Raw genomic sequence first — 14155 nt, forward strand, 5'->3', positions numbered from 1 at the left:
CCTCGCGCACCATATAACCCGCATCCGGGTCGGTACGGCTGACCTTGGTCTCCTTGACCTCCGGCGCGCGGGCCTTCTCCTTCAGCGGCTTCTGGCCGTGCAGTGTGCGTTCCGCCGCGATGGCCTTGTCCAGATCCGCCCAGTAGTCAGACCGCGACTTCTCTATCTGGGCCAGATCGTATTTGCCCTTGTTGGCGTTCGCCTTCAGGTGGGTGCTGTCCGTGTAAAGCACCGTGCCATCCACGAGCCCATGAGACATCGCCTGCTCGACAATATGGTCGAAGATGTCCTGGGCCACGCTCGCGTCGGTGTAGCGCCGGCGCCGGTTCTGGCTCAGCGTCGAGGCATCGAACACCTTGTCCGTCAGCTGCAGACGCAGAAACCACCGGTAGGCCACATTCACCTCGATCTCCCGCACCAACTGGCGCTCGGAGCGGATGCCGAACAGATAGCCAATGAACAGCGCCTTGAACATCTGCGTTGGATCAAGCGGCGGACGGCCGTTGTCCGCGCAGTAAAGATCCGCAACACGCGCGTGGATGAACGAAAAGTCGATCACCGCGTCGATCTTGCGCAACAAGTGATCTCTGGGGACAAGCTGATCGAGCGTCACAATCTCGAGCGCTGTCTGGGAAGGGCCGGGCTGCTTCAACATCAAAACAGTGAATCAAAAACCCCCGGCAAACGCCAGAGGTTTGTCAGCAGTCTGAGCCCGGCAATTTGCCGGGCTTTCCATCATGTTGATAGGAGCAGGAGCTTTTATGTCGATCAGATCAGGCCGCCGTTGGGCTGAATGATCTGACCAAGAACCCAGGAAGACTTGTCCGAGGCGAGAAAGCCGACGACTTCGGCAATCTCTTGCGGCTTGCCGACTCGGTTAAGCGGGCTCATGCTGGCAGAACGCTGGATGGCGGCTTCGTCCTTGCCCGCGCGGAACAGATCCGTGTCGACGGGTCCCGGCGCCACGCCATTGACGCGGATGCCACGCCCGGCAAGTTCCTTCGACATCGAACGCACCAGACATTCCACCGCCGCCTTGGTGGCGCTGTAGGGCCCGACGCCAGGCACGGCGTGACGCACCAGTGTGGTGGTCGTGGCAATGATCGTGCCGTTGTCGGCAACCTTGCGTGCTGATTCCGCCAGGATGTTGAAGGCGCCGACGATGTTGACCTCCACCAGCTTGCGGAAGTTGTCCGGATCAAACTGGGCCATTGGTCCGGGAGGCACATTGATCCCGGCGTTGGCAACGACACATGTCACCGCGCCGCCGAAGTCCGCCTCCACATCCGCAAACACCTTGGCGATCTGGTCCGGGCTGCCGATGTCGGCCTTATAGGCCCTGATCTGGGTACCGGCTGCTGCGGACGGTGTCTCTGGCTGGCTGCTGACATAGGTCAGGGCCACGTCAAAGCCGTCCTGGTTGAGTTTCGTCACGCAGGCCGCGCCGATGCCGCGCGAGCCGCCGAACACGATGGCGATTTTCTTGCTCATGATGTGCTTTCTTTCAAGTCTGACCCGTTGGTTCAGGTCGTGGAAATAGTGATGACCCGCTCTTCGGTCATTTCATGGATGGCGTAGCGCGGTCCTTCGCGGCCAAAGCCGCTGTCCTTGGAGCCGCCATAGGGCATCACATCGACGCGGGAGCTCGAGGTTTCGTTGATGTGAACGCCGCCGACTTCAAGCCGCATGGCGACTTGAAATGCGTCCTTGATCCGGTTGGTGAACATCCCTGTCGCCAGACCATAGGGCGTTGCATTGACCCGCGTGATCGCCTCATCCAGCGAGGAATAGGGCGCAACACACATCACCGGACCGAAGATCTCCTGGCAGCCGACCTTCATGCTGTCACTGATGTTGGTCAGAAGGGTCGGCGGCAGAATGGCGCCCTGGCGGGCCGAGCCGGCGAGCCGTGTGGCACCGGAGGCCATTGCCTCTTCAACCCAGGCTTCGACGCGCATGGCCTCGCGCTCGGAGATCATCGGGCCGACGAATGTGTCGTCGTTCTTCGGGTCGCCATAGACCAGTTTCTCCACGCGCGCGGCGAGCTGCTTTGTCACGTCTTCAAAAATGCTCTCATGGACCAGCAGCATCTGGATGGAGGTGCAGACCTGCCCGGCCTTGCGATAGCCGGCGTTGACGATTTTGGGCAAGGCCCTATCAAGGTCGGCGTCGTCGCACAGCAGGGTGAAGGCAATCGATCCCAGTTCCATCTGGGTCCGCCGAAGGCCCGCTGATTGCTGGATGGAGCGCCCGACTTCGGTGCTGCCGGTAAAGGCAAAGAACCGAACCCGTTCATCCGCCAGAAGTGCCTTGGCAACATCACCGCCGCCTTGCAGGACACTGAGGTAGCCTTTCGGCATACCGGCTTCCAGCAGACATTCAGCCAGCAACATGGCCGTCACGGGCGTCTGGCTGGAAGGCTTCAGAATGACCGCGTTGCCTGCGGCAAACCCCGGAGCCACCTTGTGGGTGACCGTGTTGAGTGGCGAATTAAACGGGGTGATTGCGGCAATGACGCCCAATGGTACCCGCACGGTAAAGCCAAGCCGCCCGGTTTGACCCGGTGCGCCTTCCAGGGGAATGACCTCACCGGACAATCTGCGGGCTTCTTCTGCGGACAGGCGCAACGTCTCCTGGCAGCGCTTGACCTCTCCGGCGGCATCGGAGCTTGTGAACCCGGCTTCGCGCACCATCGCGCTGATGAACTCATCCGCCCGGCGGGAGAGACAGCCGATAGCGCGATCGAGAATGGCTCCGCGTTCATACGGCGTAGGTGCCCCTGCCTTGAAGGCAGCGTGTGCCGTGTCGACGGCACGGCGTACCTGGGTTTCGTCAGCGGATTTGATAAGCCTGAAGGGCTTCAGCGTGAACTTGTCGAGAACCTCGAATTGAGGCCCGTGTCCCGTCTCGAACGCTCCGTCGATGAGAAGCTGATCGAGCGTTCCGCTTTCCGGCTCCAGAACATTTTGCATATCGGTCACGATAGATCCTTTCATCATCGATCTCAGAGCCAGAGGATTTCTTTGCGATAGTCGATGTCGGTGAGCAGTGCCGTGGCAGGGCCTTCATGGAAGACCGCACCTCGTTCCAGGGCGAAAACCCTGTCAGACAACGCCAGCACCAGATCCAGATTGTGCTCGACAATCAGGATTGGAAGTTCCAGGCGCAGCCGGTCGAACACGGTGAAAAGCTCTTCCACGATGGCAGGCGCCAGTCCTTCGAAGGGTTCGTCGAGCAACAGCAGTTTGACGTTGCCGGACAGGGCACGGGCCACCGCCAGCATCTGCTGTTCGCCGCCCGACAAAAGGTCGGCCGATGTCTTGGCGCGTTCTTTCAGGCGCGGGAACATCTCGTAGATGCGTTCCTCGCTCCAGACGACGCCGTCGGCGTTATCCGTCTTGCGCGCCAAGCGTCCGAGGGCAAGATTCTCCTCCACACTCATGCCGGAGAAGATGCCGCGTCCCTGAGGGACATAGCCGACACCCAACCGGGCGATGTCCGGCGCGGAGAGTGTCTCCAGATCCTGACCGTCGAAGCGGATGTTGCCAGAGGCAGCAGGCACCAGACCGGCCAGGGTTTTCAGCAAGGTCGATTTGCCGGCACCATTGCGGCCCAGTAGAGCGACAATCTCGCCCTTGCGAATGTTCAGGCAAGCATCGTTCAGGATGTGGCTCTTACCGTAGAAGGTGTTGATGTCCTTCACCTCGAGCAGCACCGGTTGCTCGCCTTTGGCTTCGCGTGAGCGTCCGACCACGGCAGGGGTCCCGGATCCGGTATAGATTTCCTGGACTTTGCTATGAGCGCGAACTTCTGCCGGAGACCCCGACATCAGAACTTCGCCCTGGTTCATCACGGTCACCTGATGCGACAGCGACAACACCCGGTCCAGATCATGTTCAACGATCAGGACAGGAATATTTTCCGCCATTCGCCGCACCAGACTTGTGACGCGCTCCCTTTCGGCGGCGGCCAGACCAGCCAGCGGCTCGTCAAGCAGCAGGATCTGCGGTTTGGAGGCGAGGGCGATGCCGAGGTCGACCAGACGTTGGCCGCCGTAGGACAGATCGCCACCCATGATGTCCTCGATGCCTTCCAGACCGAGAAACTTTGCCAGCTCGGCTGTCTCGCCATGCACGGCCTCGTAGCTGTCGATATCGCGCCAGATGTTGAAGCGGCCGGGATGCTTGGCCTGCACGGAGAGGCGAAGGTTTTCGTAGATCGACACCCCTTCATGCAGGTTGGTGATCTGGAAGGACCGTGCCAGCCCGTTCTCCGAAATCTTGTGCGGAGGAAGGCCTGAGATGTCCTTCTGTGACAGGCGGACACTGCCTTGATCCGGTTGGAACATTCCCGAAATCAGATTGAAAGTCGTGGTCTTGCCGGCGCCATTCGGGCCGATCAGCGCATGGATCTGGCCGCTGTGAACATCGAGCGAGACCTTGTCGACCGCCGTGAACCCTCCGAACTTCTTGACGATGCCATTGACCTCCAGCACTGGCCCGATACGGGGCGCGGGGCGCAGGAACTCCGGCAGCGGCAATCCCTCATAGATCTTGCGACGGCTCATCGCAGCGGTTTCTTCCGCTGGTGGCTTCAGCCAATTGCGGACCTGGGCGTAGATGCCCGCGATGCCGCCGGGGGCAAAGATGACAAAGCCGACGAAGATCAGGCCGAAGTACAGCAACCAGTTACTGGTCCAGATGGAAAACAGCTCGCGGAAGACGATGTAGAAGACCACCCCGATGGCCGGACCGAGGATATGGTTCATGCCACCGATGACGACCATTGCCAGCATTTCGCCAGACAGGGCGACAGAGGTGGATTCCGCCGACACCAAATAGTGCTCAAAACCGGAGAGCGAGCCGGCGAGGCCGGTGATCATTGCCGACAAGGTGAAGGAGATCAGCTTGTAGCGCTGGATGTCATAGCCCTGAAACGAGGCGCGAAGCTGATTTTCCCGAATGGCGACGATGACCTGCCCGAAAGGCGAGCGCAGCAGCCGCACCATGAAGAACAGAACCAGCGCGCCGATGCAGGCGACGAAAGTGTAGTAGTTGAGCGAATCGTCCAGGCTGATCGAGCCTATGCTGCCCCGGCTCAACCCGCCCAGGCCGTCTTCACCACCCGTCACATCCGTCCAGCGGAAGGCAATGGTGTAGCTGAGGGCAACCAGCGCCAGGGTCAGCAGGGCAAAGTAGACGCCCCGTCGCCGCAGGATCAGGAAGCCGATCACGGCCCCGCCCAGGGCGGAAACGGTCATCGCGATAAGGATGGGTGCGATGATCTGATTCGGGAACCAGTTCAGCTGGGCGAGTGCGGCCGCATAGCCGCCAACCCCGAACCAGAGGGAATGACCGAAGGAATGCAGACCGGTGTAACCGACCAGCAGGTTCAGACCCATGGTGGCGATGGCCAGCAACACGATGACCGAGGCTGTGTTGACGGTCAGCCCGATGGCTTCCATTGCGAAGGGCAGGACCACCAGCATGGCCAGGCCGATCCACAGCGGCTGGTATTTTTGCAGGAGTGTGGTTTTCATTATTCAAATTTCTCAATGCGTTCGCCCAACAGTCCGCGCGGGCGGAACATCAGAACGGCAAACATCAGGACATACATGGAGGCAGCACCTGCTGCCGGATAGAAGTGGATGGTCACGCCGCGCACCACGCCGACAAGCAGAGCTGCGAGGATCACGCCCCAGAAGCTGCCAAGCCCGCCGATGATCACCACGACGAAGGCCACGGTGAGGATTTCAGCTCCCATGGCGGGGTGAACAATGGTGATCGGCGAGAACAGGGCTCCGGCAAGGGCTGCAAGGCCGACGCCCAGAACAATGACGGTGGTCATGTAGGGCTGAAGCTTGATGCCCAGGGCTGCGACCATGTCCGGCTGCTGGATCCCGGCCCTTACAACACGCCCGAAGGAGGTCTTGTTCAGCAGCGTCCAGATGGCGATCAACGCCACGATGACCACTCCCAACAGAAACAGCCGGTAGCGCGAGAACAGGAAGTCTCCGATAAACACCGGCCCCTTCAGGAGCAGAGGCATGGAGACAGGAACGGGAGCCGCGCCCCAAAGAATGCGGATCATCTGCTCTCCAACCATGGCCAGGCCAAATGTGACCAGCAGGCTGAGGATCGGCTCCGCTCTGTAGAAGCGCCGCAGGATATAACGCTCGAACAGGATGCCGATGAAGCCGACGACAACGGGCGACAGGATCGCGCCGCCGGCAAAGCCCAGCACCTTGGAGATCTCCATCGCGACATAGGCGCCGAGGGCATAAAAGGCGCCATGGGAAAGGTTGACGATGCCGCCGACGCTGAAGATGAGCGACAGGCCGAGAGCAACCAGCAGATAGTAACCGCCCAGTACCAGGCCGTTGACCACCTGCTCCATGAGAAAAACAAATTGCATTGTCTTGTCCGGTCAGAAAAACCGTTTCCGGTCTTCAAGGGAGAAAGACGGACAAGGGGGCATTGACGCCGTGCGTCGAGATGCACGTCGGTGGGGAGCACCCTTGTCCGGAGGAGCGGGGAGGCGGCTGGCCTCCCCGTAGGGTTTAGAGCTTGCAGGGGTTCTGATCAGACGTCGGATAAATGACTTCGAGATCCTGTTCCGCGCCGGGAACAGCTTCGCCAAGCCTGAGAATGTCGAATTGATCAGCCGCCTCGCCCGGTGCCTTCACGGTGAAGGGGTAGGCTTCCTGGATGAGCTGGTGATCCCAGGAGCGGAAGTAGGCTTCACGGTCCTTCAGGATGTTGAACTTGGCGCCGCTTTCAAAGTAGTCGACCAGCTTTTCACTGTCGGTCGATCCGGTTTCTTCCATCGCCTGGGCGGCGATTTTCAGGGCGATGTATTCAATCCAGGCATGGTTTTCCGGCAACTCGCCGTATTTCGCCTGGAAGCGTTCGACAAAGCCCTTGGAGTCCGGGTTATCCAGCGTGTGATACCAGACGGTTGGCCAGGTACCCGTCAGGTTGCCATCACCCGCAGCCCAGGCATCCGCCGTGTTCAGGTTGAAGCCGACGGTTGGGAAGGGAAGGCCATATTCCGAGTACTGCTTGACGAAATTCGTCACCTGATTGCCGGCAAGGTTGAGGCAGACCACATCCGGCTGAGCCTGGCGGATCTTGATCAGATATGGCGAGAAGTCGGTGACGTCGGTCGCGACCAGATCATCTTGAACCAGGGTCGCACCGTTGCGATCGAAGAAGGCCTTTGCGGCTGTGAGAAGATCGTGACCGAAGACGTAGTCGGCCGTCAGTGTGACGAACTTCTTGCCCTCAACCATGCCTTCACGCAGCAGCGCGCTGCCGACAGCGTTGACCATTACCGTGTTGGGAATGTCGGTGCAGAACATGTAGCGGTTGCAGCTTTTGCCGCGAAGCGTATCTGAACGCGGGCCAAGGGCCATGAACAGGCGCTTGTTGCGAGCAGCGACCTGTGAGATCGCCAGTGCCGATGCAGAGCTGATTTCCCCCATCAGGAAGGCGTTACCGTCGCGCTCCAGCATACGCTGCGCCTTGGTGGCGGCGGTGTCTGGATTGATGCTGTCCTCCGAGGAGACATCCAGCGGCCGCCCCATCACACCGCCAGCTGCATTGATTTCCTCTGCAGCAAGCTGAATGCCTTTAACGGCCCACTCACCAAGCGACCCCAAAAAGCCGGTCATTGGTGTCAGATGGCCAATCTTGATCGCTTCGGTCTGGCCGTAGACGAGGGATGGCATGGAAAGCATGGAGCCGGCGGCAAGACCGCCCGCACCCAGTTGGAGCGCAGACCGGCGCGAGATGCCACTGCTTTTTCCCTTGGAGTCCGTCATCGTATTTCCTCCCATGATAGACGTTTCCCGGTGAAGGTTTTGGTTATGTGGCAAGCTTTATTCTTATGGGTTGCCTGCTCTTCATGTCGGTCAGTTTAGGAAATCTATTTTTTTAGCGGAAATATTAAATAGAGAGACGGGCTATAAGGTGGACTTATGGCTAGAATTGCGCTTCCCTTCTGCTCATGCTTGATACACGCCAACTTCGCTATTTTGTTCAGATCGTTGAAAGCGGCAGCCTATCGAAGGCAAGCCGTGAACTTCTCATCGCCCAACCGGCCTTGAGCCAGCAGATTGCCAAGCTGGAAGACGAGGTCGGAAAGCCGCTTTTGCACCGATCCTCCAAGGGGGTGACGCCGACCGAAAACGGCCTGGCGCTGTATCATCACGCCCGTTTCATGCTGCGACAGCTGGATCAGGCACTGTCGATTGCCCGCAGCGACACAGGCGCCGTGCAGGGGATGGTTTCGGTTGGTCTGCCGGCCACCACCGTGTCGGCGCTGGGGCTGCATCTGGTGCGCAAGATCCGGCAGCGCTATCCAAGCATTTTGCTGAATGTGGTGGAGGGCATGAGCGGTCATATCAGCCACCTGATGCGCTTGGGTCAGCTCGATCTGGCCGTGCTTTTTTCGACCGACATGTCGAATGAGTTGACGGTCGAGCCACTGCTGATAGAGGAATTGTTCGTGCTGATCCCCAAGCACAGCAAACTTTTTGCGGCAGATCGTGATTCGATCACTATTGCAGAGGCGGCGGAATTGCCGCTGATCCTGCCAACCGGATCGCATGGGTTGCGCCAGAGGATTGCCGCTGAATTCGAAAACCGCGGCTTGGGCACCAATGTGGTGGCCGAGATCGACAGTCTGTCGCTGCTGATGAACTGCGTGTACGACGACATCGGCGCAACGATCAAGCCGATGGGCGCGGTGATGCACGAAGGGGCGCGGGGACGGGACTGGCGCTGCCTGCCGATTTCCGATGCCCGGTTCCGACGGCGCAATTTCCTCTATTCCCTCGGTCCGGAACGTCTTTCGACGGCAGCTGCTGTGGTTGCCGGCGTGGTCAAGGAGACTGCGTTCGAGCTGGTGGAAAATCACGAATGGTCAGGCTTTGAGGACTACGAGGTGCTGAAAACAGTCGAGGCGACCAGTGTGATGATCTGATCGCCTCGGTTTTGCCTGGTATGTTTGGTGCCTGTTCCTAGTCGTCGGTGAGCGGTGTCGTCACGACGATGAAAGTCAGGTCTCCCAGTCCGGTGTTCTGGATCGAGTGCCAGACGCCTGGCGGCAGGAAGATCACATCGTGCTTGCGCACGACGCGCTTTTCATCGCCCACTTCCATCAGGCCTTCGCCGTCGAGCACATGGTAGACCTGCTCCTGCACCTTGTGGACATGCCGCTCGACATAGGCCATCGGCTGATAGGTCGAGATGCGGTAGTCGAGCTGTTTGGATCCGGTGGTGTCGGGATGCACCAGCGCCTTGGACAACGCACCGCCATAGTGGGCAGGAAATTGCTGCCAGGGCTCTTCCGCAATGTTGCGGATGCAGGCTTCGCCTTTTTCGGCCATGAGTGTTCTCCTTGAAAATCAGACAGTTCAACCGGCCGGCGACCAGGGCTCGCCAAAGGCTGGCTGCTTCGGCGGGATTGGCGGCAATTCCCAGGCGCCTGTCGCAGGTGGGCGGATGTTGGCATCCACATGCACGTCGATCAGCACCGGACGGTTCGAGGCGATGGCCTTTTCCAGCACACCGGCGAAATCCTGCGATCGAGTGACCGTGTAGCCATCGACCCCGGCAGCCCGCGCCCAGGCGGCAAAGTCCGGATTGTAGGGCTGCTGGTTTTCGCCGTGATAGAAGGCCGTGCCATATTCACGACCGTCGAAATAGGCGTATTGAAGGTCGCGGATGGCGCCCCAGGCGAAGTTGTTCCAGACCACCCAGACGACGGGGATGTTGTATTCCACCGCGGTGCACAGCACATGCGGCACCATAGTGAAGCCGCCATCACCACAGATGGACACCACAGGGCGATCCGGTGCGGCGAGCTTGGCGCCCAGAGCCGAACTCGGGCCGAAGCCCATGCCGGAATAGCCCCAGGTGTTCAGCATGGTTTGCGGGCGCCGGGCTTCCCAGAACTGCATGAACCAATTGTGGTGAATGCCGCTGTCCAGCGTGATGATAGCATCATCCGGCAACACCTTGCGGCAGTCGGCAACAATACGCTCCGGCCGGATCGGGCTGGAATGCATTTCGAAGCCCGGGGCGATGAACTTCTGCCACTGTGCCGCCCAATCGGCGATATCCTTGTGCCAGTCTTTCAGGCGTGGCCCATTGCCGACATTGCGCCGGTCGAGTTCGTTCAAAACCTGCCGCAGAAAGGCGCGAGCGTCGGCCAGAATACCGAGATCCGGCGGATAATTACGTCCGATCTCCGCATGGTCGACATCGACATGCACCAGCTTGGTCTGTGGGAAGTTCCAGGAATAACCGGGGATCCACGACGAGGCAGAGCGGTCATCGAAGCGGGCGCCCACGGCCAGGACCAAATCGGAATGACGGCCCGCCTGATTGGAGGCATAAGCGCCATTCCGGCCGATGAAGCCGAGTGACAGCTCATGACGCATATCCATGCAACCCATGCCGTTGGGCGAGGAAATGACCGGGATGGAAAGTCGTTCGGCCAGCGCGACGAGCTCGTCACCTGCTTCGGAGAGAGTGACGCCGTGCCCGATGAACAGAACCGGGCGCTCTGCCGCCAAAAGCCAGTCGACGGTGGTGGAAATATCGGCTTCGCTGGCGCCGCTGCGGCGGGTGTTCAGCCCGCTGGAAGCTGGCTCCTCCTTCACTTCGGCCTCTTCGACAAAGAGGTTGTAGGGCACGTCCAGATTGACCGGGCCGGGACGGCCATTGGTCATGGTCTGGGCAGCTTGGCGCATGGCCAGCGGCAGCATTTCCACCCGCGTCGGCTGGAACGAGCGTTTGACCACAGGCTTGATGACATTGTTGAAATCAGCCTGATGATGCTGGTTCAACTCCTGAAACGGCCCGCGGTTGAACTGTGACGTCGGGACATTCGCCGTGATCGAGAAGATCGCCGATGAGTCCGTCTGGGCAACGGCCAGACCCATGATCAGATTGGCAGACCCCGGACCGGTGGAGGTCAGGGTTGCTGCCGGCTGATGTTTCACCCGGAAAAAGCCGTCGGCCATATGCGCGGCGGTCTGCTCATGCCGCGGAGAGACAAGTTTGACCTCATCCTTCACGTCATAAAGTGAATCCAGCAGACCGACGTTGCCGTGGCCGCAGATCCCGAAAACATACGGGATCTTTTCCTTGACCAGAAATTCGGCGATCAGATCGCCGCCCTTGCGTTTGCTCATGTAGTCCTCGCGTTACGCCTGTTGTCTGTGAAAAGAAGAGAGGGGTTCGGGCGGGGGCTCACCAACATCCTCAAGCGGGATGTCGGCGGCATGCAGTCCAGCCAGCCAGCCGAAGGTCATGGCCTGGCCGAGCTGTGCACCGGCACCCGGATATTCGCCGCCAAAGGCGGATTGAGCGTCATTGCCGCAGGCATAAAGCCCCAGCATTGGCTTGCCGGCCGTATCAAGTACGCGGGCGTTTTCATCCGTCAGCAGTCCACGGCTGGTGCCAAGTGGCGTGGGCCAGACGGCAACGGCATAAAACGGCCCCTGGGTGATTTCGCCCAGGCATGGGTTGGGCGAAACATCCGCATCGCCGTTGCCACGCTCATAGAGCGTCTCGCCCTTGTGGAAGTCATCATCGCGGCCTTGGCGAGCAAACTCGTTGAAGCGCGAAACGGTGTGTTTGAGCGCTTCCGGCGGCAGGTCAGCCTGCGTGGCAAGTTCGGCTATTGTCGTTGCTTCCAACAGGTAACCGGACGCAACATAGCGCCGCAGGGACGGCGTGCGCGGGCGGATGACGCCGAGGCCGTGTTTGCGGATGAAAGCCCGGTCGACGATCAGCCATGCCGGGATGGCGTCTCCGCCTTTGTCTGTCTGCGCATACATGGCGCGGACAAATTCGTGATACGACAGCGCTTCATTGGCAAAGCGTTGTCCCTGGCGGTCGACCGCAATCAGACCGGGCTTGGGCCGGTCCAGCACAATATGCGGATAGACCGCCGTTGTGCCGTCAGCACGCTTGTAGAATGAGCTGGGAAACCACAGCCCGTTGTCCTTGCCCGAAGGTCCAAGTGCAGCGCTTGCGCTAAGTGCCAGATCCAGCGTCGTCCCCAGACAGCCCGGGGCTGCAGGTGTCGCCGGAGGGGTCGGCGAGGGGAGATGTTGCTGGCGTTTTTCTGAGCTGGCCGGAAACCCGCCGCCGGCAAGAACCACGCCCTTGTGCCCAAGAAGGCTGAGTGTTTCATTGTTCCGACGCAGGGAAACGCCGATGACTTTACCGCCGTCGGTCAGAAGACGCGTGGCCTCAACGTCGGAGTGGATGGCGACACCCAGATCCCGGCAGGATTTCACAAGAGCGGCAATCAGCGCATTTCCAAGCACAAGTCGTGTGCCGCGCTTGTTGTTCAAGCGGTCGAGGGCAAACCGCAGTGTGAGCCGTGCCGCCAGTATCAGTGCGGACAAACTGCGGTCAGCGCGCAGCAATTGTGCCGCTTCGGAGCGGGTGACCATCATTCCGCCAAAGACCATCAATTCGCGTAAGGGGGAGGCAAGGCGTTTGAAGTCGCTTTTGAGGCGCCGGCCGTCAAAGGCCTGCGGCTCGAGAGCCCGGCCGCCTGCAGCGGCGCCCGGCATGTCCTGTCGGTAATCAGCAGCGCTCATGAAAGGTTTGAAGGTGAGGTCGGTCTTGGCCATCAGTTCATCCAGCATCAGTGGCCCTGCCTGAAGAAATCGCCGCCAAGGAGCCTCCGGCCCGGCATTGCCGACCAGAGCCGACAGATATCTGGCGGCTCTCGGGCCATCATCCGTGATGCCTTCAGCGCGCAACAGGGAATTGTCCGGGATCCAGACCGTGCCGGAAGAGCGCGCACTCGTGCCGCCGATCTCCGCCTGGCTTTCCAGAACGACAACCTTGAGGCCTTGCAAGGCAGCGGTGATCGCAGCGGTCAGCCCCGCCGCGCCGCTTCCCAGCACGATCAGGTCGAACGCCTCATCTTGTTGCAGGTCCTCCCGGATCTCCGCTGAGGTCATGGGTCAACGCCTCCCAACGTTGACGGCGGTGAAGCTCACCACCGTTCTGACAGGCTCAGGTCTCGCTGCCTGCCTGGCAAATAGGTTTTGTGCCGGACGAATTGAAACTGCGAACAGCGAAGCAGACGGCGGACTTTGGATCGCCATCCGCTCCGACCGCTGTTTTATGGGGTGACGATTTCTTCCCAGGTCGGGCACTTGCGCTCATTCAGCGGCACTTTCCACGGTGCCAGATTGGTCCTGTCGATCAGCACGGACGGCACGGTGATGTCGTCCGGAATATCCTGCCCATCCAGATGCCGCAGGCCGGCGCGCGCAGCGGTACAGGCGATCTTGAAGGCGCTGAATTCTACGGTTGCCAGCATGGTGCCGTCTTCGATCAGATTGATGGCGCCATCGAGGCCATTGGCACCCACGAGTTGGGCCGCGCGATCGGCTTCATTCAGCGCGTCGAGGGCGCCATAGACCATGACGTCATTGGCCGCCCAGATGCCGTCAATCTGCGGATGGTTCTTGAGAGCCTGGACGGTGACATCATAGGCAGCAGGCTTCTGGTACATGCCGGTAACGATCCCCAGAACTTCGATATCCGGAAACTCCGCGGCGGCGTTCTGCATGCCCTTGACCCGGTTGCGGCTGGTTGGGGCCGCCGGGTTGCCTTCGATTGCCAGCACCTTGCCGCTGCCGTTCATGCCTTCGAAGAGCGCCTTGGCGCCATTGTAGCCAACAGCCACGTCATCGGAGCCAACATGGGTAATGAAGTCGCCTTCCAACCGGTTGACGAAAGACACGACGGGAATGCCGGCGGCGGTAAATTTCGCCGCATCCTCAACCATCGCCTTGTCGTCGACAGGAACGAAGATCACCAGATCTGGATGTTGGGCGAGGGCCTCGACCACCAGAGCCTTCTGCTGCTCAACATTGTCCGGACTTTCCGGCACGAAATGAGCTGTCGTGGCGCCTTTTTCCTCGGCCACCAGATCGGCGCCCCGGCGCGCGGCGGCATAGGCCGGGTTGGTGAAATTCTTCGTGAAAACCGCAATCAAAGGTGCGTCGTTGGCGGCTTGCACCGGTGTTGACAGCATGCTGCCGGCCAGAATGGCGGAAAACAGTCCAGCCTGACCAAATCGGCGAAACGTGCGTAGGGCTGATGTCATGTCT

At 60.2% G+C, this 14155-nt stretch carries 11 protein-coding genes; 1 reads left to right on the top strand and 10 read right to left on the bottom strand.

Features of this window, described 5'->3' with window-relative positions:
* The 6 genes from J0X15_RS03605 to J0X15_RS03630 all read right to left on the bottom strand — a co-directional run.
* Window positions 1-655 (bottom strand): transposase (locus J0X15_RS03605; protein ID WP_206938307.1); only part of this gene is annotated, 655 nt, incomplete at its 3' end.
* Window positions 656-768: 113 nt separating this feature from the next.
* On the bottom strand, window positions 769-1491 hold the full coding sequence (locus J0X15_RS03610; protein WP_206938309.1) for an SDR family oxidoreductase: 723 nt from the start codon (window positions 1489-1491) through the stop codon (window positions 769-771).
* Between the two features lie 32 nt (window positions 1492-1523).
* A complete protein-coding gene (locus tag J0X15_RS03615; RefSeq protein ID WP_209015130.1) occupies window positions 1524-2972 on the bottom strand; it encodes an aldehyde dehydrogenase family protein in 1449 nt (482 codons plus the stop codon).
* Window positions 2973-3004: 32 nt separating this feature from the next.
* Window positions 3005-5539 carry a branched-chain amino acid ABC transporter ATP-binding protein/permease gene (locus J0X15_RS03620; protein WP_206938311.1) on the bottom strand — a complete coding sequence of 845 codons (2535 nt, stop codon included), beginning with the start codon at window positions 5537-5539 and terminating at the stop codon, window positions 3005-3007.
* A complete protein-coding gene (locus J0X15_RS03625) occupies window positions 5539-6414 on the bottom strand; it encodes a branched-chain amino acid ABC transporter permease (protein ID WP_206938312.1) in 876 nt (291 codons plus the stop codon). Before J0X15_RS03625 ends, J0X15_RS03620 begins: the two co-directional genes overlap by 1 nt.
* 145 nt (window positions 6415-6559) lie before the next feature.
* Window positions 6560-7822 (bottom strand): ABC transporter substrate-binding protein, encoded by a 1263-nt coding sequence (locus J0X15_RS03630; protein ID WP_206938313.1) that lies wholly within the window; start codon window positions 7820-7822, stop codon window positions 6560-6562.
* A gap of 185 nt (window positions 7823-8007) precedes the next feature.
* Between J0X15_RS03630 and J0X15_RS03635 the strand changes: the two genes are divergently transcribed.
* On the top strand, window positions 8008-8985 hold the full coding sequence (locus J0X15_RS03635) for a LysR substrate-binding domain-containing protein (RefSeq protein ID WP_206938314.1): 978 nt from the start codon (window positions 8008-8010) through the stop codon (window positions 8983-8985).
* Between the two features lie 37 nt (window positions 8986-9022).
* Here the strand turns inward: J0X15_RS03635 and J0X15_RS03640 are convergent, their stop codons facing one another.
* The 4 genes from J0X15_RS03640 to J0X15_RS03655 form a co-directional block, all read right to left on the bottom strand.
* Window positions 9023-9391, bottom strand: a complete 369-nt coding sequence (locus J0X15_RS03640) for a cupin domain-containing protein (protein WP_206938315.1) — start codon at window positions 9389-9391, stop codon at window positions 9023-9025.
* A gap of 27 nt (window positions 9392-9418) precedes the next feature.
* Window positions 9419-11203: a thiamine pyrophosphate-binding protein gene (locus J0X15_RS03645; protein WP_206938316.1), complete on the bottom strand. Its 1785-nt coding sequence runs from the start codon at window positions 11201-11203 to the stop codon at window positions 9419-9421.
* Between the two features lie 12 nt (window positions 11204-11215).
* The gene (locus tag J0X15_RS03650) at window positions 11216-12994 is read right to left on the bottom strand and encodes an FAD-dependent oxidoreductase (protein WP_206938318.1); all 1779 of its coding nucleotides are present in this window, start codon (window positions 12992-12994) and stop codon (window positions 11216-11218) included.
* Between the two features lie 164 nt (window positions 12995-13158).
* Entirely contained in the window at window positions 13159-14151 is a 993-nt protein-coding gene (locus J0X15_RS03655) for a sugar ABC transporter substrate-binding protein (protein ID WP_206938320.1), read from the bottom strand.
* Window positions 14152-14155 lie beyond the last annotated feature (4 nt).

The sequence above is a fragment of the Roseibium limicola genome (assembly GCF_017313085.1).
Classification (GTDB): Bacteria; Pseudomonadota; Alphaproteobacteria; order Rhizobiales; family Stappiaceae; genus Roseibium; species Roseibium limicola.

Excerpts from the sequence above, each read along its gene's own strand:
- J0X15_RS03610 (WP_206938309.1), bottom strand. The coding sequence starts at position 1,491 with ATGAGCAAGAAAATCGCCATCGTGTTCGGCGGCTCGCGCGGCATCGGC.
- J0X15_RS03615 (WP_209015130.1), bottom strand. The coding sequence starts at position 2,972 with ATGCAAAATGTTCTGGAGCCGGAAAGCGGAACGCTCGATCAGCTTCTC.
- J0X15_RS03620 (WP_206938311.1), bottom strand. The coding sequence starts at position 5,539 with ATGAAAACCACACTCCTGCAAAAATACCAGCCGCTGTGGATCGGCCTG.
- J0X15_RS03625 (WP_206938312.1), bottom strand. The coding sequence starts at position 6,414 with ATGCAATTTGTTTTTCTCATGGAGCAGGTGGTCAACGGCCTGGTACTG.
- J0X15_RS03630 (WP_206938313.1), bottom strand. The coding sequence starts at position 7,822 with ATGACGGACTCCAAGGGAAAAAGCAGTGGCATCTCGCGCCGGTCTGCG.
- J0X15_RS03635 (WP_206938314.1), top strand. The coding sequence starts at position 8,008 with ATGCTTGATACACGCCAACTTCGCTATTTTGTTCAGATCGTTGAAAGC.
- J0X15_RS03640 (WP_206938315.1), bottom strand. The coding sequence starts at position 9,391 with ATGGCCGAAAAAGGCGAAGCCTGCATCCGCAACATTGCGGAAGAGCCC.
- J0X15_RS03645 (WP_206938316.1), bottom strand. The coding sequence starts at position 11,203 with ATGAGCAAACGCAAGGGCGGCGATCTGATCGCCGAATTTCTGGTCAAG.
- J0X15_RS03650 (WP_206938318.1), bottom strand. The coding sequence starts at position 12,994 with ATGACCTCAGCGGAGATCCGGGAGGACCTGCAACAAGATGAGGCGTTC.
- J0X15_RS03655 (WP_206938320.1), bottom strand. The coding sequence starts at position 14,151 with ATGACATCAGCCCTACGCACGTTTCGCCGATTTGGTCAGGCTGGACTG.